The sequence below is a fragment of the Intrasporangium sp. DVR genome (assembly GCF_040365325.1).
Lineage (GTDB): Bacteria > Actinomycetota > Actinomycetes > Actinomycetales > Dermatophilaceae > Intrasporangium.
Genome location: NZ_BAABZW010000005.1, coordinates 295,759 through 313,299 on the forward strand (window position 1 = coordinate 295,759; position 17,541 = coordinate 313,299).

Annotated in this window: 14 protein-coding genes; 6 read left to right on the top strand and 8 right to left on the bottom strand. The window is 71.5% G+C overall.

The window, feature by feature from the left end:
• Window positions 1–17: 17 nt before the first annotated feature.
• Genes ABWV20_RS05945 through ABWV20_RS05960 form a run of 4 tightly spaced genes read right to left on the bottom strand, consistent with a single transcriptional unit; the run spans window position 18 to window position 4,543 of the window.
• Window positions 18–908, bottom strand: a complete 891-nt coding sequence (locus ABWV20_RS05945) for a DUF2705 family protein (protein ID WP_353353907.1) — start codon at window positions 906–908, stop codon at window positions 18–20.
• Window positions 905–3,847: an alpha/beta fold hydrolase gene (locus ABWV20_RS05950; protein ID WP_353353908.1), complete on the bottom strand. Its 2,943-nt coding sequence runs from the start codon at window positions 3,845–3,847 to the stop codon at window positions 905–907. Before ABWV20_RS05950 ends, ABWV20_RS05945 begins: the two co-directional genes overlap by 4 nt.
• Before the next feature lie 40 nt (window positions 3,848–3,887).
• On the bottom strand, window positions 3,888–4,142 hold the full coding sequence (locus ABWV20_RS05955) for a hypothetical protein (RefSeq protein ID WP_353353909.1): 255 nt from the start codon (window positions 4,140–4,142) through the stop codon (window positions 3,888–3,890).
• Entirely contained in the window at window positions 4,139–4,543 is a 405-nt protein-coding gene (locus tag ABWV20_RS05960) for an ankyrin repeat domain-containing protein (protein ID WP_353353910.1), read from the bottom strand. The genes ABWV20_RS05955 and ABWV20_RS05960 overlap by 4 nt, the downstream gene beginning before the upstream one ends.
• A gap of 131 nt (window positions 4,544–4,674) precedes the next feature.
• Here ABWV20_RS05960 and tpx point away from each other — a divergent pair, with 131 nt between their 5' ends.
• Window positions 4,675–5,166, top strand: a complete 492-nt coding sequence (gene tpx, locus ABWV20_RS05965; RefSeq protein WP_353353911.1) for a thiol peroxidase — start codon at window positions 4,675–4,677, stop codon at window positions 5,164–5,166.
• Between the two features lie 132 nt (window positions 5,167–5,298).
• On the opposite strand, the gene glpK is transcribed toward tpx, so the two are convergent.
• Both glpK and ABWV20_RS05975 read right to left on the bottom strand, forming a co-directional pair.
• Complete coding sequence (glpK, locus tag ABWV20_RS05970) at window positions 5,299–6,807, bottom strand: glycerol kinase GlpK (RefSeq protein ID WP_353353912.1); 1,509 nt, start codon at window positions 6,805–6,807, stop codon at window positions 5,299–5,301.
• Between the two features lie 162 nt (window positions 6,808–6,969).
• Window positions 6,970–9,234 (bottom strand): immune inhibitor A domain-containing protein, encoded by a 2,265-nt coding sequence (locus tag ABWV20_RS05975; protein ID WP_353353913.1) that lies wholly within the window; start codon window positions 9,232–9,234, stop codon window positions 6,970–6,972.
• Window positions 9,235–9,455: 221 nt separating this feature from the next.
• Here ABWV20_RS05975 and ABWV20_RS05980 point away from each other — a divergent pair, with 221 nt between their 5' ends.
• The 3 genes from ABWV20_RS05980 to ABWV20_RS05990 all read left to right on the top strand — a co-directional run bounded on the left by ABWV20_RS05980 (window position 9,456) and on the right by ABWV20_RS05990 (window position 13,424).
• Window positions 9,456–11,168: a glycerol-3-phosphate dehydrogenase/oxidase gene (locus ABWV20_RS05980; RefSeq protein ID WP_353353914.1), complete on the top strand. Its 1,713-nt coding sequence runs from the start codon at window positions 9,456–9,458 to the stop codon at window positions 11,166–11,168.
• Between the two features lie 91 nt (window positions 11,169–11,259).
• Window positions 11,260–12,483, top strand: a complete 1,224-nt coding sequence (locus ABWV20_RS05985; RefSeq protein ID WP_353353915.1) for a hypothetical protein — start codon at window positions 11,260–11,262, stop codon at window positions 12,481–12,483.
• A complete protein-coding gene (locus ABWV20_RS05990; protein ID WP_353353916.1) occupies window positions 12,483–13,424 on the top strand; it encodes a carbohydrate kinase family protein in 942 nt (313 codons plus the stop codon). Before ABWV20_RS05985 ends, ABWV20_RS05990 begins: the two co-directional genes overlap by 1 nt.
• Before the next feature lie 18 nt (window positions 13,425–13,442).
• On the opposite strand, the gene ABWV20_RS05995 is transcribed toward ABWV20_RS05990, so the two are convergent.
• Window positions 13,443–13,856: a VOC family protein gene (locus ABWV20_RS05995; protein WP_353353917.1), complete on the bottom strand. Its 414-nt coding sequence runs from the start codon at window positions 13,854–13,856 to the stop codon at window positions 13,443–13,445.
• A 119-nt stretch (window positions 13,857–13,975) separates the two neighbouring features.
• Between ABWV20_RS05995 and ABWV20_RS06000 the strand changes: the two genes are divergently transcribed.
• The gene (locus ABWV20_RS06000) at window positions 13,976–15,838 is read left to right on the top strand and encodes a DUF294 nucleotidyltransferase-like domain-containing protein (protein ID WP_353353918.1); all 1,863 of its coding nucleotides are present in this window, start codon (window positions 13,976–13,978) and stop codon (window positions 15,836–15,838) included.
• Window positions 15,835–16,521, top strand: coding sequence for an exonuclease domain-containing protein (locus ABWV20_RS06005; protein WP_353353919.1), 687 nt, complete (start codon window positions 15,835–15,837; stop codon window positions 16,519–16,521). The genes ABWV20_RS06000 and ABWV20_RS06005 overlap by 4 nt, the downstream gene beginning before the upstream one ends.
• Here the strand turns inward: ABWV20_RS06005 and ABWV20_RS06010 are convergent.
• Window positions 16,512–17,399, bottom strand: a complete 888-nt coding sequence (locus tag ABWV20_RS06010) for a DNA-formamidopyrimidine glycosylase family protein (RefSeq protein ID WP_353353920.1) — start codon at window positions 17,397–17,399, stop codon at window positions 16,512–16,514. The two genes, ABWV20_RS06005 and ABWV20_RS06010, sit on opposite strands and share 10 nt — an antisense overlap.
• Between the last annotated feature and the right edge of the window lie 142 nt (window positions 17,400–17,541).

Sequence of the window (17,541 nt, forward strand, 5' to 3'; positions counted from 1 at the left end):
GAGCGCGCGCCGAGCCGCTAGCTGAGGATGTCGACCCGCCGGAACCTGCGGTAGGCGAGCATGGTGAAGGCGACCGCCCACACGAGCGACCACAGGCTCCCGTGGATCATGTCGGTCCACTGGGGCTCGATCGCGAGCGCATCCTGCCACGCCCGGCTGTAGTGGCCCGGAAGGGCGTTGCGATAGGGGTCGAGGGCGTCGAGCTGGTCGAGGATGTTGGCGAGGATGTTGATGAGCACGGCCCCACCGACGGCCGCGAGCGGTGCGTCCGAGCGCACCCCGAGCCAGAAGGCGATCGCCGCGATCGGCAGCAGCGTCACGAAGATGTAGGCGCAGGCGAGGGCGAGGCGAGGGAGGAACTGTGCCCAGGTGAGGTTCTCGCCGAGCGGGTTGGTCAGCGGGTCCCAGCCGTAGGCGACCCCGCCGACGAGCAACGCCCACGCGGGCAGCAGCGCGGTGGCGAGGACCGTGGACGCGAGGCCGATGACGGCCTTGCTCGTCAGCAGGCGGGCGCGGCGGACCGGTGCGACGAGCAGGTAGCGGAGCGAGGACCAGGACGCCTCGCTCGGCACCGCGTCGCCGCAGAAGAGCGCGGCGATGAGGATGAGGAGCAGCTCCGAGGCGAGGAAGACGACGACGAGGCTGAAGTTCGCCGCACCGCTCTGCGCGAGGTCGAAGATCCGGGACGCCGCACTTCCGCGACGGTTCTCGCCGTCGTCGCCGAAGGCGAAGGCGATGACGAGGATGAGGGGCAGCGAGAGGAGCAGCCCGAAGGCGACGAGGGTGCGCCGCCGTCCCCACTGCCGACCCCACTCGGCGCGCCAGGACAGCGGGTCTCGCACGCGCGTGATGCCGTATGCCGCTGGGCTCGCTTCCGCTGTCTGCTCGGTGGTCCTGGGCTGGGTCATCGGGCCCGCACCTGCCTCAGTCGCTCGATCAGGGACGCGTCGGTGGCGTCGGAGGGGCGGGACCCGTTGGCCGATGCGCTGGAGATCACGCCGAGGAAGACCTCCTCGAGGTGCCGACGGCTGCTCACCCCGATCACGGGCAGGCCGGCCTTGACCGCTGCGCCGACGACCTCGACACGGGGCCGCTCGGCGACGACGACGACCCGGGTCTCGGTGTCGCGCCGCACCTCCTCGATGCCCGCGGTCGCGCGCAGGGCGGCCAGCCGGCGCGGGATCTCGGGCGAGCCCGAGTCGTCGTCGGCCTCGACCGCGAGTGGGTCGAGGTCGAGGATCGTGGTGTCCTGGCTGTCGATGAGCTCGGCGACCGGGCCCTGGGTCACGACCCGACCGGCGTGCATGACGACGACGTGGGTGCACGTCATCTCCACCTCGGCGAGCATGTGGCTCGAGACGACGACCGTCCGCCCGGTCTCGGCGTAGCGCCGGAGGATCGGGCGCATCGCGGCGATCTGCGGCGGGTCGAGCCCGTTGGTCGGCTCGTCGAGGACGAGCAGCTCGGGCAGACCGAGCATGGCCTGGGCGATCCCGAGCCGTTGCTTCATCCCGTGGCTGTAGGAGCGCACCGGTCGGTCGACGGCCCCGCCGAGCGCGGCGACCTCCAGTGCCTCGGCGAGGTGCGCCTCGGTCAGGGGTCGGCCGGTCGCGGACCAGTAGGCCTCGAGGTTCTGGCGGCCGGTCAGGTGGGGCAGGAAGCCCGGCCCCTCGATGAGGGCGCCGACGCGTTCGAGGACGTCGGAGCCGGCGGACACCGGCTGGCCGAGGACGTGGACCGTGCCCGAGTCAGGCGCGATGAGGCCCATGACCATGCGCATCGTCGTCGTCTTGCCGGCGCCGTTGGGGCCGAGGAGCCCGACGACCTGGCCCTTCTCGGCGCGCCAGGTCACGCCGTCGACGGCCCGGTGACCGTCGGCGTAGGACTTGACGAGGTCGGTGACGACGAGCGGGACGTCGGCGAGATCGAGCCGCGGCTCCTCGTGCCGCCGCTGCCGACGCCGCCAGAGCGCCGCGCCACCGGCCAGCAGGAGCAGGGCGGCGAGGAGGCTGGCGGCGAGAGCGGACTCGGTGTCGGTGCCGCCGATGGACGTGCCCACGGGGGTGGCCCTGACGACGGGCACGGTCAGGTCGGCCCCGGCCTGCACGGCGATGCGGGCCGGCTCCCGGTCGTTCGAGAAGGTCGCCTCCGTGCTCGTGAGGAGCACGCGCCAGCGGCTGCCGGTCGGCATCTCGTAGGTCGCGGCCGGAAGGGAGACCGTCACCGTCGTCGGTCGGCCGGGCGTGACGGGGACGCGGACGGGGGCGACGAGCGCGGCGGGCATCGTCGCCTGCTCGCCCGAGATCCGCCACAGCGAGGCGAAGAGCGTGACGGTGGGCCGGTCCGAGGTGAGGGTCAGGGTGAGGGTCGGCGACCCGGCGACGGTGACGGTGCGCAGCGCCGGCTCGGTCTCGAAGGCCGTCGACAGGCCGGGGAGGGCTGCGATCTGGTAGGTCGACACGGTGATCCCGAGGCGGGCCAGGCCCGGCACGACGACCATCGACGCCGGCTGGCCGCCCGGCGGGTGCAGCAGCGCGCCGGTCGTCGCGGCGAGCGGCAGCCGTTCGGTCTCCACGGGGCCCGACCCCGCGCTGCCGCCCAGGCCCGGGTACTGAGGAAGGGTCCACAGGTCCGCGGGCTCGCTGCGCCGGCCCGCCGGCGTGGGGAAGGTGAAGCCGGCCACGGGCAGGGCGGACTCGGGCGACGCACCGTCGCGGACGTAGTGGTCGAGCCAGGCCTGCGCCGCCTCGGTCTCCTCCGCCTCCCGAGAGCTCGGCCCGTCGTGTCCTCCGTCGCTCCAGCGGACGGCGACGGGCGTCCCGGCTGCGGCGAGCCCCCGGGCGGTCGCGTCCGCGTGCTCGAGCCCGAAGAGGGAGTCGGCGATGCCCTGGATGAGCAGGGTCGGTGCCGTCACCCGGTCCAGGGTGGGCTGCGGGCTGTGCGCGCGAAGCAGCCGGAGGAGCGCCTCGCTCGGCTCGCCCCGCTCCGAGGCGTCGAGGAACCCGGCGCAGATCGTGGCGTCGAAACGGCCGCACGTCGTCGGCAGTCGCTGCCCACTCGAGGGTGCGGAGGGCGGCATGTCCTGCGCACTCGACGTGGGGTTGGGCACGGCACCGTCGGACGAGGCCACCGACCGGAACGAGGCGTTGGCGCCGAGGAAGAAGTTCGAGGCCCAGACCTGCTTGAACGGGCCCGGGGTGTCGACCGGCTCGCGACCTGCCGGCGTCGGGCCGGTCGACGTCGTGGCGGCCTGCGGGAAGAAGGCGTCAGCGAGGTCGTTCCACGTGATCGCCGCGACGACGGCGTCGACCCGGGGATCGACGCCCGCGAGCATGAGACCGAGTGCCCCTCCGTAGGAACCGCCCATCACTCCGAGCCGGGGATCGCCCGCGGAGTCGAGCAGGACGTCGGAGCGCTCGGCCACGAGGTCGACCAGAGCCCTGGCGTCCGCGATCTCGAACTCCGGCGCGTTGAGGTGGATCCGGCCACCCGACGTGCCGTGCCCTCTGGCCGACCACGTGACGACGACGTAGCCCCGCTCCTGCAGCTCGGTCGCCTCGGTGGTCACCGAGTCCTTGGACCCGCCGAAGCCGTGGGCGAGCAGGACGACGGGGTGCCGGCCACCGCCGGCAGGGGTACGGACCGCGGCGTCGAGCGTGACGGCCGCGCCATCGGGCTCCGGCGCGACCCGGACAGTGAGGTTCTCGACCGCAGCAGCAGCGGCGGCCGCCGGGGCCGCCCCCGCCGACGGGGCCGCAGCGGCGCCGAGGGCTGCGCCGAGGACGAGCCCGAGCGCGGCGACACCGGCACGGAGCCGGGGCCCACGAGCCCGGGATGACGGCGACATTGGGCAATCACATCACGGCGGTGCGCGAATCCCGCACGGTTCACGCCTCGGCGCTGCCCCGCTCCAGGAGGTAGGCGACGACGAGGCAGGTGACGAGCACGATGGCCGGCGGCAGGAGTCGCGCGGCGCCCTCGAGCTCGAGCCACTCGTAGGGCGCGACCGTGAAGTCGAAGAGGTCGAGCTCGAGGAGGTAGCGCAGCATCGGCAGGAAGCCGAAGACCAGCCCGACCGCGCCGATGATGTTGATCAGGAAGCGGCGACCGACTCCGGTCTCGCCGACTGAGGGCTGGGTCACTCCTCCACCTCGAGCAGACGAGTGCGCCCGAACATCTCGGCGGCCTGCCGGGCGGTGGGAGTGCCCGCGTCGAGGTCCGCCCCGGCCCCGACGAGGAAGCGCACGACGGACTCCTCGCCCTTGAAGATCGCGCCAGCGACCGGCGACTGGTCCCGCGAGTTGCGCAGGTCGACATCGGCGCCACGGGCGATGAGGGCCTGCACCGTCTCGGCCCGCCCGTGGTAGGCGGCGAGCATGAGGAAGCTGTTGCCGTCGGCGTCCGTGATGTCCACCGGCACGCCGTGGTCGAGGAAGTCGAGCAGGTCCGCCGTCTGTCCGGTGCGGGCCAGCTCCATCGCGATGTCGACGATCCGCCGTCGGTCCTCCGGAGTGAGGGATCGCTCCCCTTGGGTGCCTGTCATGGCCACCAACCTACTGAGTGCACCACCGTGCGGAGCCGCGCCCAGCGGCATACGCCCCGGTTTGTCCCACCCCCGTGTCCGGGACCCGGGACAACATGGCAACCGGCGAGTAACCGGGATAGAAACAACCCATGGCTACCACTGCACTGCGCGGCACCCCCGTCGAGACGACCGGGGACCTGCCCACCGTCGGCGACGTGGCACCCGACTTCGTCCTCGCGGGCGCCGACCTCACCGACGTCCCCCTCAATCACGGCACACGCCTCGTCCTCAACATCTTCCCGAGCATCGACACGGGCGTCTGCGCCCAGAGCGTGCGCCGCTTCAACGAGCTCGCCGGCGCCCTCGAGAACACCAAGGTCATCTGCGCGTCCGAGGACCTGCCCTTCGCGCTCAAGCGCTTCTGTGGGGCCGAGGGGATCGACAACGTCATCGCGGCGTCGAGCTTCCGGTCGACCTTCGGCGAGGACTACGGGGTCACGCTCGCCGAGGGTGCGATGCGCGGCCTGCTCGCCCGCTCCGTCGTTGTCATCGACGAAGAGGGCACCGTGCTCCACACCGAGCTCGTCCCGGACATCTCGCAGGAGCCGGACTACGACGCGGCCATCGCCGCCCTCAACTGACCCGATCGAAAGAGCAGGTCGCGACACCCGATCGAAAGAGCAGTTCGCGACACCCGATCGAAAGAGCAGTTCGCGACGGAGGTCGATGTCGCGAACTGCTCTTTCGATCGTCGCGAACTGCTCTTTCGATTGTCAGGGGGTGTCGTCGTCGACCCAGTCGAGGGTGCGCTGAACCGCCTTCTTCCAGTTGCGGTAGAGGCGCTCGCGCTCGGCCGGGTCCATCGACGGTGACCAGCGCCGGTCCTCGCCCCAGTTGGCGGTCACCTCGCTGGGACCCGACCAGTACCCGACAGCCAGCCCGGCGGCATACGCCGCACCCAGCGCCGTCGTCTCGGCCACCCGCGGGCGGACGACGTCGACGCCGAGCAGGTCGGCCTGGAACTGCATGAGGGTGTCGTTGACGACCATCCCGCCGTCGACCCGCAGCTCCGTGAGCGGGACGCCGGAGTCCGCGTTCATCGCGTCGAGCACCTCGCGGGTCTGGAACGCGGTGGCCTCCAACGCCGCTCGCGCCAGGTGCCCCTTGGTGACGTAGCGGGTGAGGCCGACGAGTGCCCCTCGGGCGTCCGGACGCCAGTGCGGCGCGAAGAGCCCGGAGAACGCCGGGACGAAGTAGGCGCCGCCGTTGTCCTCCACCGACGCCGCGAGCGTCTCCACCTCGGCCGCGTCCCGGATCAGGCCGAGGTTGTCGCGCAGCCACTGGACGAGCGAGCCGGTCACGGCGATGGAGCCCTCGAGGGCATAGACGGGTCGCTGGTCCCCGAGCTGGTAGCACACGGTCGTCAGCAGTCCGTGGTGGGACGGGACGATCTCCTCGCCCGTGTTGAGGAGCATGAAGTTGCCGGTCCCGTAGGTGTTCTTCGCGGTGCCCGGCTCGAGGCACGCCTGCCCGAAGGTCGCTGCCTGCTGGTCGCCGAGGATCCCGCCGACGGGGACGTCGAGCAGGATGCCCGGCTGGCAGGTGCCGTAGACCTCGGAGGAGGACCGGATCTCGGGGAGCATCCGGAGCGGGACGCCCATCTCGGCGGCGATGTCCTCGTCCCACGCCAGCGTGCGCAGGTCCATGAGCAGGGTGCGGGAGGCGTTGGTGACGTCAGTGACATGGACGCCGCCGTCGGGCCCACCGGTGAGGTTCCACAGCACCCAGCTGTCCATCGTCCCGGCGAGGATCTCACCGGACTCCGCCCGCGCGCGGGCCCCGTCGACGTGGTCGAGGATCCAGCGGATCTTCGGCCCGGCGAAGTACGTCGCCAGGGGCAGGCCGGTCCGCTCCGTGAACCGCTCGGGCCCCACGTCACCAGCGAGGTCGTCGCAGATGGCCTGGGTCCGGGTGTCCTGCCAGACGATCGCGTTGTGGACGGGCTGGCCGGTGGCGCGGTCCCAGACGACGGTCGTCTCGCGCTGGTTCGTGATCCCGACGGCGACGACGCGCTTGGCGTCGAGGTTCGCCTTGCCCAGGGCCCCCCCGACGACGGCCCGGGTGTTCTCCCAGACCTCCAGGGCGTCGTGCTCGACCCACCCTGCGCGAGGGAAGATCTGACGGTGCTCGCGCTGGTCCATCGCGACGATGCTTCCCGCGCGGTCGAACACCATCGCGCGTGTGCTCGTGGTGCCCTGGTCGATCGCGACGACGTAGTCCATGGGCCGACCGTAGCGCCCGTCGCGCCGTGGCCGGCCCGGCACAGCTCAGCCGTATGCCGCTGGGCTCGCTCCCACGGGACGGTCGGGTCCCCGGGGTGGCCGAGAGGGCCGCCACCGACGTGGTGACGGCCCTCTGCTGTTGCGGGGTTCGGGGCGGTGCCGCTACCTGGCGGGCCGGACCTCGACCTGCATGAACCCGGTTCGGTTGATGCCCTGGACCCGGATCTGGGTCCCGGTGTCGGGGTTCTTCACGCTGCCCCGCGGGTTCGCCGGGTCGTAGTACATCGTGCGGTCGTCGAACACCGGCACGGCAGCCAGGCTCGGCACGGGCGACAGCACACCGGCGTGGTGGATGTTCGGGATGCCGTCCGTGCGAGCGAGCGTGAAGGTCGCGTCGTACGTCTGGATCCGGTTGCGCCACAGGCCGTCGTCAACCCGATAGAGCGCCGCGTAGTGCGAGTCGATCGGGAGGATCAGTCCCTGGCCCGGGTGCTGGCGCGTGTTGTTGTTGCGCTGCGAGGTGTCCCAGTAGTTGATGAGCAGGCCGTCCTGGTAGGGGAAGTGGTCCACCAGGTCGGGCGTCGCCGGGTAGCCGAAGTAGTACGGGCCCGTCTTCAGCGTGGAGTCGTAGCCCTTGTAGGTGCGGTACTCGGCCACGTAGTAGTGGCTGAAGAGCGCGCTCTCGGTGCCGGTGCTCACCTTGAAGCCCTTGAACGTCCAGCCCGCGTCGGCCTCGGCTCCGTCGGTCGGCAGCCCGGTGAGGGCGATCTCGTCGGCCATGAAGCCGAAGCCGCCGGTGTTGCCGTCGGTCCAGTAGCGGAACCCGAGGTCCACCGTCTGCCCGGCGAACGCCGACAGGTCGGCCGTCAGGTCGACCCAGTTGCCACCGCTCGAACCCGTGATGCCGTGGCCGAAGTTCTGCCCGTTGGGGCTGGTCATGGACGACAGGTTGGTGTGGACCGGCTGGCCGTTGACCGTGAGGTAGGCGTAGTCCCAGTCGAGCTCGATGTTGTAACGGACCTTCGCGGCCAGCGACACCGCCCCCTCCGGCAGCGTGACCGACTTCGTCATGGTGTTGTCGAGGTCGTCCCCCGCGCCGCTGTAGTAGAAGTGCGCACCGGCGAAGGGCGTCCCGATGACCGTGATCACCTCCTTCTTCGGGAGGACGACGAAGAGCGCCTGCTCCTGCTTGGTGGTGAACTCCATGGGCCCCATCCGGTGGACCGACTTCGTGCCCGCGAACGCGACTCCGTAGTCGAGCCAGCCGAGCTGGAACTTCTCCCATGCGCCCATGTGGCTCGGCTTGGAGCCGATGTCCTCCGTGCCGTCGCCCAGCCACGATCCCGAGGACATGAGCGTCCAGAAGCCGGTGCCGTTCTCGCCACCGGAGGTGTCGTAGAGGTCGGGCAGTCCGAGGTCGTGACCGTACTCGTGGGTGAACACGCCGACGCCGCCGTTCTCCGGCTGGATCGTGTACTTGCCGACCCAGATGTCGCTGTCGCCGATCCGGATCCCGCCGAGCTTGTTGAAGTCAGGGCCCGTGTCACCCATATCGCCGTAGAAGGCGTACCAGCTGTGGCTCCAGATGGCTGCGTCGCCGAGGACGCCGCCACCGGCCTCGTTGCCCTCGCCGGCGTGGACCGACTGGAAGGTGTCGATGTAGCCGTCGGGCTCGTCGAAGTTGCCGTTGCCGTTGTAGTCGTAGCGGTCCCAGACGTCGAAGGTCTTGAGGTACGCGTTGATCTCGGCCGGCGTCTTGCCGGCGGCGATCTGGGCGTCGTACCAGCCGTTGACGGCATCCTTGAGGAAGTACCAGACGGCGTTGCCGCCGAGCGGGCTCTGCACGTCGTCGTCGTACGTCGCGGCCGCGCCGGGCACCTGGACCCAGTCGGTGACGTCGCCGTGGACGGTGTAGCGGTTGGACGACTGCTCGATGTAGAAGTTGCGCATCGAGTTGGCGCCGCGCGAGTCGTCGAAGAGCATCTTCAGATACGACTGCCGGTCGAAGTCGGCCCGCCACAGCGTCGTGTTGTCCACCGTGCGGTCCGGTTCCGCGATCTGGTTGTGCGAGAGGTCGGCGAACTCGCCGAGCACCGTCCACAACGCGCCCTCGCCCTCGCGCTGCAGCTCGACGTACTGGCCCTTGGCCGCCTCGTACGCCCTGCCCTTCGCCTTGCCGTTGAGCCTGGCCTCCAGAGCCTTCTGCTTCAGCTCGAGCTGGCTGCTGGTGAGCGGATCCATCCGGTTGTCGTCTCGTCCCGGAGTCGACAGGTTGGCCCCATCGGCGCCCTGTGTCGCGCTCAGCCCACTCCCGCCGGCGGCACCCAGGCCCGTGGGGCTGGTGACGCCTGCGGCGTAGACCGGAGCAACGGCAGTGACGGCCAACACGACGCCGAGCGGGAACGCACGACGAACGAGTCGATTCATGGTCACGCCTCACTTCCGTAGGGCCGGCCCGACCCTCGGGTCGCGCCCGTGGGGTCCACGCTGGCACCACGACAGGCCGTGCGGCGGGAATCGGCTGGGGTGTGACCCATGCCACAGCGCGCGTGAACCTCCGCCCGAGAGCCGGCCCAGCGGCATACGGCCTCGACACTGCGACCGCATGGCTAGGGTGAGACCGTCGGCACCGATGTAAGGGGAAGGGCATGACGACTCCCGTGCGCCTCGACGCGGACTACCGCGCGGCAGCCTGGAGGCGGCTCGCCGGCAAGCAGTTCGACGTGCTCGTGATCGGCGGCGGCATCACCGGCGCCGGGGTCGCGCTCGACGCCGCGACCCGCGGCCTGGCCACCGCGCTGGTCGAGCAACGCGACTTCGCGTCGGGCACCTCGTCCAGGTCGTCCAAGCTCTTCCACGGCGGGCTGCGCTATCTCGAGCAGATGAACTTCGACCTCGTCCGGGAGGCGCTCAAGGAGCGGGACCTGACGCTCAAGACGATCGCCCCGCACCTCGTCCGTCCCGTCTCCTTCCTCTACCCGCTCACCGGCCGCGGCTGGGAACGGCCCTACGTCACCGCCGGCCTCACCCTCTACGACTCGATGGGTGGCAGCCGCGCGATGCCTCGGCACAAGCAGCTCACCCGCAGCGGCGCACTCAAGCTCGCCCCCGCGCTCAAGCGCGAGGCGCTGACCGGAGGCCTGCTCTACTACGACGCGCAGACCGACGACGCGCGGCACACCCTGACGACGGTGCGCACCGCGGCCGCCTACGGAGCCACCGTGGTCAGCTCCGCCCGGGTGACCGGCCTGCTCCGCGCCGGCGAGCGGGTCGTGGGCGCGGTCGTCGACGACGTCGAGACGGGCCACACCCACGAGGTGAACGCGTCGGTCGTCATCAACTGCACCGGGGTCTGGACCGACGACATCCAGGCGATGGCCGGCGGCCGCGGACACTTCCGCGTCCGGGCGTCCAAGGGAGTCCACATCGTCGTCGCCCGCGACCGGATCAACTCGGAGACCGGGCTGATCCTGCGCACCGACCGGTCGGTGCTCTTCGTCATCCCGTGGGGCACCCACTGGATCATCGGCACGACCGACACCGACTGGGATCTCGACCGCGCCCACCCGGCAGCGACCCGCGCCGACATCGACTACATCCTCGAGCACATCAACACCGTCCTCAAGGTGCCGCTCACGCACGACGACATCCAGGGCGTCTACGCCGGCCTGCGCCCGCTCCTCTCCGGGGACTCCGCCCTCACGACCCAGCTGTCCCGCGAGCACGCGGTGGCGCGACCCCAGCCCGGCCTCGTCTCCATCGCCGGCGGCAAGTACACGACCTACCGCCTCATGGCCGAGGACGCCGTCGATGCTGCTCGCGAGGACATCGGGGGCGACGTCAGCGACAGCGTCACCGAGTTCATCCCCCTGTCCGGCGCCGAGGGCTACGTCGCACTCGTCAACCAGGTCGACCGGCTCGCCCGCAAGCAGGAGCTCCCCGCCTGGCGCATCCGGCACCTGCTCCAACGCTACGGCTCCCTGGTCCACGAGCTCTTCGCCCTGGGTGAGGCCGACCGGAGCCTCTACCAGCCGCTCCAGGCAGCCGAGGAGTACCTCAAGGTCGAGATCGTCTACGCCGCCACCCATGAGGCGGCGCTCCACCTCGACGACGTCCTCACCCGGCGGACCCGCATCTCCATCGAGACACCGCACCGGGGCGTGGACAGTGCCCGGGCCGCCGCTGAGCTCGTCGCGCCGGTGCTCGGCTGGGACGTCGACCGGACCGAGGCCGAGGTCGCCGCCTATGTCGCCCGGGTCGAGGCGGAGCGCGAGTCGCAGCGCGAGCTGGTCGACTCCGAGGCCAACGCCGAGCGCCTCAGCGCACCCGACCCCCGCCGGATCCCGGTCAGCCGGGACTAGCCGGGGCAGCCATCGCAGACGCCAGCTTCACCGCGAGAGCCACCGTCACCGCGAGACCAACGGCACCGCGGACGGCTCCTACACTGACGTGATGAGGTCACGGCGCATCCTCGTCGCACTCGGCGTGGCCGTCGGCCTGCTCGTCGCCGGGTGCGGCTCGGATGGCCCCGACCCGGCTGCCCAGCGCACCGCTGAGACACCGGCGGGAGCTCCCTCCGGGGCGACACCGAGCGCGCCGGCCGGTGCCGCCCCCTCGTCTGGACACGGCACCGGGCAACCGCGCGCGACGACCTCGGCGCCGCCCCTGCGCGCCGGTGAGGAGCTCAGGCGCGTCGCCATGCCGGCCGGCTACCTCCCCAGGGCCCCCAACGGCGCGACCGACGACTACCGGTGCTTCCTCCTCGACCCGAAGGTCACCCGGGACAGCTTCGTCACGGGATACGACGTCGTGCCCGGCGACGTCTCCGTCGTCCACCACGTCATCCTTTACCGCGTCCCCGCCGACAAGGTGCGCCTCGCTCGGGCCCAGGACGCCCGCACTCCGGGCGACGGGTGGACCTGCTTCGGCGGGACGGGGATCGAGCAGCAGGGGGCCAGCCTCGACGACGCGCCGTGGGTGGGCGCCTGGGCGCCGGGCGGGACCGCTCGCCTGCTCGACGCCGACCTCGGCATCCCCGTGGAGAAGGGCTCGCGGATCGTCCTCCAGGTGCACTACAACCTGCTCCACGGCGCCAAGCCGGACCGCACCGCCGTCGACCTGCGCCTGTCCACCTCGTCCAGGCTGTCGCCCCTCGAGACGGTGCTCTACCCCGCGCCGGTCGAGCTTCCTTGCCGCGACGGCAGGTCCGGCCGGCTGTGTGACCGTGAGGCAGCCCTCTGGGACGTGGGCGCGCGCTTCGGCAGACGCGCGGCCGCGACCGTGGCGGGTCTCCAGCTGCTCTGCAACGGCTCGTTCGAGCCCGAGCCCGGACCGACCCAGTCGTGCACCCGCACCGTGGGCGAGGCAGCGACGGTCCGGTCTGCGGCCGGCCACATGCACCTGCTCGGCTCGAGCATCCGCATCGAGCTCAACGCGGGGACCGCCACGGCGAGGACGCTGCTCGACGTGGAGCAGTGGGACTTCGACGACCAGGCGGCGCGACGGGTCCGGCCGACGAAGGTGCGGCCCGGCGACCGGATCACCGTCACCTGCACCCACGACCAGGCGTGGCGCGACAGACTGCCTGCCCTGCAGGGAGTTCCGGATCGTTACGTGGTGTGGGGCGAGGGCACGACCGACGAGATGTGCCTCGGCATCCTGGGCGTGACCCGCTGATGGCACCGGCGGCGCAGTCGCCCACGTACGACGTCCTCGTCGTCGGGGGCGCCGGGGTTGACACCATCGTGCGGGTCGAGGCGTTGCCCGTCCCCCTCGCCGACTCCTACGGCGTGCCGCCCATCGAGACGTACGTCGGGCACACCGGACTCGGGGTTGCGCTCGGCTGCCACCGCCTCGGCCTGGGCACCCGCTTCGTCGACGTCATCGGGGACGACCATGAGGGTCGGCTGATCCGGGCGCGGGCCGACGAGGAAGGGCTCGTCTTCGGGCACACGACTCACCCCAGCGGTACCCGGCGGGCCGTCAATCTCGTTGACCCACAAGGGCGCCGGCTCTCCTTCTACGACAGTCGCCACCCCTACGAGCTCGTCCCTGACCCGGACCTCTGGCAAACGCCCCTCGCGGAGGCGCGGCACGTGCATGCCTCGATCATGCCGTGGACGATCCACGCACTCGCCGACGCGACGGCTGCCGGGCTGTCGACCTCGACCGACCTGCATGACTGGGACGGGGTGGCCGACCACCATCGGCCGTTCGCACACGGGGCGGACCTCGTCTTCCTGTCCGGGTCGCGCCTCGACGGTGCACGCTCGGCTCGCGAGGGGGCCGTCGTCTCGGACATCTTCGAGCGCGGACGGGCCCAGGTGGTCGTCGTCATGGACGGCGCCCGCGGGAGCAGGGTGATCCAGCGGGACGGGACCCGCTTCTCGGTGCCCGCGGTGGACCTGCCCGGGCGCGCGGTGGTCGACTCGAACGGTGCAGGCGACAGCTACGTCGCGGCCTTCCTGCACGCCTGGCTGGCTGGCCGCGGCGTGCTGACGGCTGCGTGGTCGGGCAGCGTGGGAGGTGCGTGGGCCTGCGGGACGGCCGGCACGCACACGAGCTTCATCGAGGCGGGCGAGCTGGAGGCCCAGCTCGCCCGGCTCGACCTGGCCTGAGCCCCGGGGTTGCGGCGCTCAGGCGCTGCTGCCGGCGATGTTGACCATCCAGTTGATGCCGAACCTGTCGGTGCACATGCCGAACTCGTCGCCCCACATCTGCTTCTCGAGCGGGACCGACACCTGACCTCCCTCGGCCAGCTTGGTCCAGTAGCCCCGCAGCTCGTCGGCGTCGTCACCGGTGACGCTGACGGCGATGTTGTCCCCGGGGTGGTGCTCCATGCCCTGCGGCGTGTCGGCGCCCATCAGGGTGAACCCGCTGTCGGTCTCGAGCCGCGCATGCATGATCTTGTCGGCATCCGGGGAGTCGGGCTGACCGTACTCGCCGAAGGTGTTGACCTCGAGGTTCCCTCCGAAGACGTCACGGTAGAACTCCATCGCCTCCCGGGCGTTGTCCTTGAAGGAGATGTAGGGGTTGAGTAGTGAAGCCATCTGATCCTGCTCCTGACGTTGCGGTGCTGATCTGGCGCGACCAGCCTAGGACGGCAGCACCGTCGCGGTCAGCCTCGTTTGCCCGACCGGAATGCGCCAAGTGGTGCGACGATGGCGCCGTGGCCGATGTCGACATCCCCGAAGTCACCGACTTCCTCGCCGAGCACGCGCCGTTCGCGGCCGTGCCGCGTGAGGAGCTGGACCGGCTCGGTCGCCGACTGACCGTGCGGTACGCCCGTCGCGGCACCCACCTGATGAGCGTCGGGAAGGGCAACGACGAGGTCTTCGTCGTCCGGTCCGGCGCGGTCCAGATCACCGACGAGAACGGCTCCCTCGTGGAACGAGGCGGGGAGGGCACCGGCTTCGGGACGACGGCGCTGGGCGGGAGTCCATCTCGCTTCGACGTCGTCGCGATCGAGGACTGCCTCCTCTTCGTCATGTCGTCCGAGGTCTTCAGGGAGCTCGCCGACCACCACCCAGCCGTCCGCGACTTCTTCTCGGAGCAGCGCGAGGCGCGACTCCGCCACGCCCTGGTGTCGCTGCCGCAGCAGGACCGGCACAGCGCAGTCCTCCAGACCCGCCTGCGCGACCTGCTGCGGCGCGACCCGATCACGACGACCGGGGGCGCGACGATCCGCGAGGCCGCGGAGCTGATGGCTCGCGAGCAGGTGTCCTCGCTCCTGGTCGTCGAGGGCGACCGGCTGACGGGCATCGTCACCGACCGGGACCTGCGCACGCGCGTCCTCGCGGCCGGCCTGGAGACGACCCAGCCGGTCAGCGCCATCATGACCCCGGACCCGGTCACGGCGTCGCCGGACGCGCTCGCGATGGAGCTCATCCTGGAGATGACCTCCCGCAACATCCACCACATGCCCGTCGTCGAGGGGCGCCGGCCACTCGGCATGCTGACGAGCACCGACCTGATGCGTCTCGAGCGCGCCAACCCGATCCACCTCGTCGGCGACGTCGCCAAGGCCAAGGACCTCGCCGCTCTGGTGCTCCTCAGCCAGCGGCTGCCCCGCATCGTCGACCAGCTCGTCCACGAGGACGCCACGGCGGACGGCATCGGACGCATCGTCACCGCGGTCGGCGATGCCATCGAGAAGCGGCTCATCACCCTGGCCGAGCAGGGGCTGGGACCACCTCCGGTCCCCTATGCGTGGATCGTCCTGGGGTCCCAGGCCCGGCTGGAGCAGGGGCCCGGGAGCGACCAGGACAACGCTCTCGTGCTCTCCGACGAGGTGGCGCCGGAACAGCTCGAGTGGTTCGAGTCCCTCGCGTCCTTCGTCGTCGAGGGTCTGGTCGCGTGCGGCTACCCGCGGTGCCCGGGCGGCATCATGGCGAGCAACCCCGAGTGGCGACAGCCGCTCCGCGACTGGAAGCGGATGTTCGCCCGGTGGATCAACGAGCCCACTCCGGAGGCGGTCCTCCGGTCGGCGATCTTCTTCGACCTCCGCCTGGTCCACGGCGAGCGCAGCCTGGTCAACGCGCTCCACGCCCACGTGGCCGCCCTGGCTCCCCGGAGTGGTCGCTTCCTGGCCCACCTGGCTCGCAACGCCGCCCACAACGAACCTCCCCTGGGGTTCTTCCGCGGCTTCGTCCTCGAGCGGAAGGGCGAGCACAAGGACAGGCTCGACCTCAAGCGTGGCGGGGTCCACGCGATCGTCGAGATCGCACGGGTCCAGTCCCTCTCCAAGGGACTTCCGCAGGTCAACACCCTCTCGCGGATCAGCGCGGCCGCCAACGCAGGCGCACTGGCCCCCGAGACCGCGGCGGACCTGCACGACGCCTTCGAGTTCATCCGCTACGTCCGCCTCCTCCACCAGGCCCGTCAGCTGCGTGAGGGCCAGGACTGCGACAGCTTCGTCTCCCCCGACGAGCTGAGCAGCTTCGAGAAGCGGCACCTTCGCGACGCCTTCCACATCGTCCGGTCGGCGCAGCAGACCGTCGTGCAGAGCTACCCCCTGGGTTTCGTCACGTGATCCGATCGCTCCTGGGCCCGGACCGGCGCCGGGCCCGGCTGGCCGGGCAGGCGCCCGCCGGACCCGTCCGTGACCTGCTGAGCACCCCTGAGCAGAGCCCGCGCACCGACGTCACCGAGCTCCGGCTGCTCGCCCTCGACCTCGAGACCACGGGACTCGACCCGCGCACGGACCAGATCCTCGCCGTGGGCTTCGTGCCGGTCGCCGGGCTGGCCATCGACCTCTCCGGGGCGGCCGGGGTGCTCTGCCGAGCCGACGCCGAGGTCGGCCAGAGCGCCGTCGTCCACGGCATCACCGACGACGACCTCGCGGGCGGCGTGGAGCTCGGCGACGTGGTGGAGCGCGTGGCCGCAGCGCTGACGGGACGGATCTTGCTGGCGCACCACGCCGGCATCGAGCGGGACTTCCTGTCCGCCGCCTGCCTGCGGACGCACGGGGTTCCGCTTCCGCTCGAAGCGGTCGACACGATGGAGCTGCAGGCGCGGCTCCTCGGGAGCCACACCGGCGCCGACCTGCCGCCGGGGGCGCTGCGTCTCAGCACCGCTCGCGCCCACCTCGGCCTGCCTCGCTACAGCGCCCACGAGGCGCTCACCGACGCCCTGGCCTGCGCCGAGCTCTACCTGGCGCAGGTCGCGCGGCTCAGCGGGGGCCGGCCGATGTCGCTGAAGGCCCTTCAGCGCTGACTGCCGCCCCGGCGTCGCCGTTGACCGGCGTCGCGGCTCGCCTCGGAACCCAAGGGGTGCTGGGGTCGCCCGTCGTCGGTCGGGCCGAGTCCGCCCTGGCACGACGGGCAGTAGAACATCGTCCGCTCGCGGGTCGGGGGACCGATGAGCGCCACCCGGACCGTCGACCCGCAGCGTCGACAGGGGCGTCCGCTCCGACCGTGCACGTAGGTCGTCTCCCCCTTGGCGCGGGACCCGGTCGAGGACTGGACGGCGTCCCGACGGCCCGTGTCGATGAGGTGCCGTGCCCGGTCCACCACCTGCTCCAGTGTCGGGCGGCCGAGGCCCGACGCAGTGGCCCAGGGGTGCAGGCGCAGGGCGAAGAGCGTCTCGGCCGTCCACAGGGTCCCCAGCCCGGCGAGGTTGCGCTGGTCGAGCAGCGCCTCCCCGATGGGAGCCGGCGCGGCCGCGAGGTTGTCGACCGCGCGGACCGGGTCCCAGTCGGCGCCGAGCAGGTCCGGGCCGAGGTGGCCGACGAGGTCGCGCTCGCGGCGCGTCTCGACGACGTCGAGCATGCCGAGCCGCAGACCGAGCGCCGTCCAGTCCGCCGCCGCCACGAGGGCGCGCAGGTCGGGCGAGCGTCGCCAGCCGGGCCTCAGACGGGCCGTCGGCTCGATCCGCCACTGTCCCTCCATCCGCAGGTGGGAGTGGAGCGTCAGCCCGCCGTCGACCCGATGGAGCAGATGCTTGCCCCGGCTGACCACCTCGAGGGTGCGGCGTCCGGTGAGGTCGATCGTCGCGAGCGTGGGCCAGCGCAGGTCCGCATCGACGATCTCACGTCCCGCGAGAGCCTCGTGGAGACGGCGGGCCGTGCGCCACACCGTGTCACCCTCCGGCACGACACGCTCCTTCCATCGCCTTCCACCCACTCCCTACCCGTCCACGGGCGGAACGGCGTGGGCGACCCGCGTCGCGGGGACCCGCGGTTCCATCATGTCCGGTGATCCGGCCCCCCGGGTCCGCTCGGGGTCGCAGCTCCGA

Excerpts from the sequence above, each read along its gene's own strand:
- ABWV20_RS05945 (WP_353353907.1), bottom strand. The coding sequence starts at position 908 with ATGACCCAGCCCAGGACCACCGAGCAGACAGCGGAAGCGAGCCCAGCG.
- ABWV20_RS05950 (WP_353353908.1), bottom strand. The coding sequence starts at position 3,847 with ATGTCGCCGTCATCCCGGGCTCGTGGGCCCCGGCTCCGTGCCGGTGTC.
- ABWV20_RS05960 (WP_353353910.1), bottom strand. The coding sequence starts at position 4,543 with ATGACAGGCACCCAAGGGGAGCGATCCCTCACTCCGGAGGACCGACGG.
- tpx (WP_353353911.1), top strand. The coding sequence starts at position 4,675 with ATGGCTACCACTGCACTGCGCGGCACCCCCGTCGAGACGACCGGGGAC.
- glpK (WP_353353912.1), bottom strand. The coding sequence starts at position 6,807 with ATGGACTACGTCGTCGCGATCGACCAGGGCACCACGAGCACACGCGCG.
- ABWV20_RS05975 (WP_353353913.1), bottom strand. The coding sequence starts at position 9,234 with ATGAATCGACTCGTTCGTCGTGCGTTCCCGCTCGGCGTCGTGTTGGCC.
- ABWV20_RS05980 (WP_353353914.1), top strand. The coding sequence starts at position 9,456 with ATGACGACTCCCGTGCGCCTCGACGCGGACTACCGCGCGGCAGCCTGG.
- ABWV20_RS05985 (WP_353353915.1), top strand. The coding sequence starts at position 11,260 with ATGAGGTCACGGCGCATCCTCGTCGCACTCGGCGTGGCCGTCGGCCTG.
- ABWV20_RS05990 (WP_353353916.1), top strand. The coding sequence starts at position 12,483 with ATGGCACCGGCGGCGCAGTCGCCCACGTACGACGTCCTCGTCGTCGGG.
- ABWV20_RS05995 (WP_353353917.1), bottom strand. The coding sequence starts at position 13,856 with ATGGCTTCACTACTCAACCCCTACATCTCCTTCAAGGACAACGCCCGG.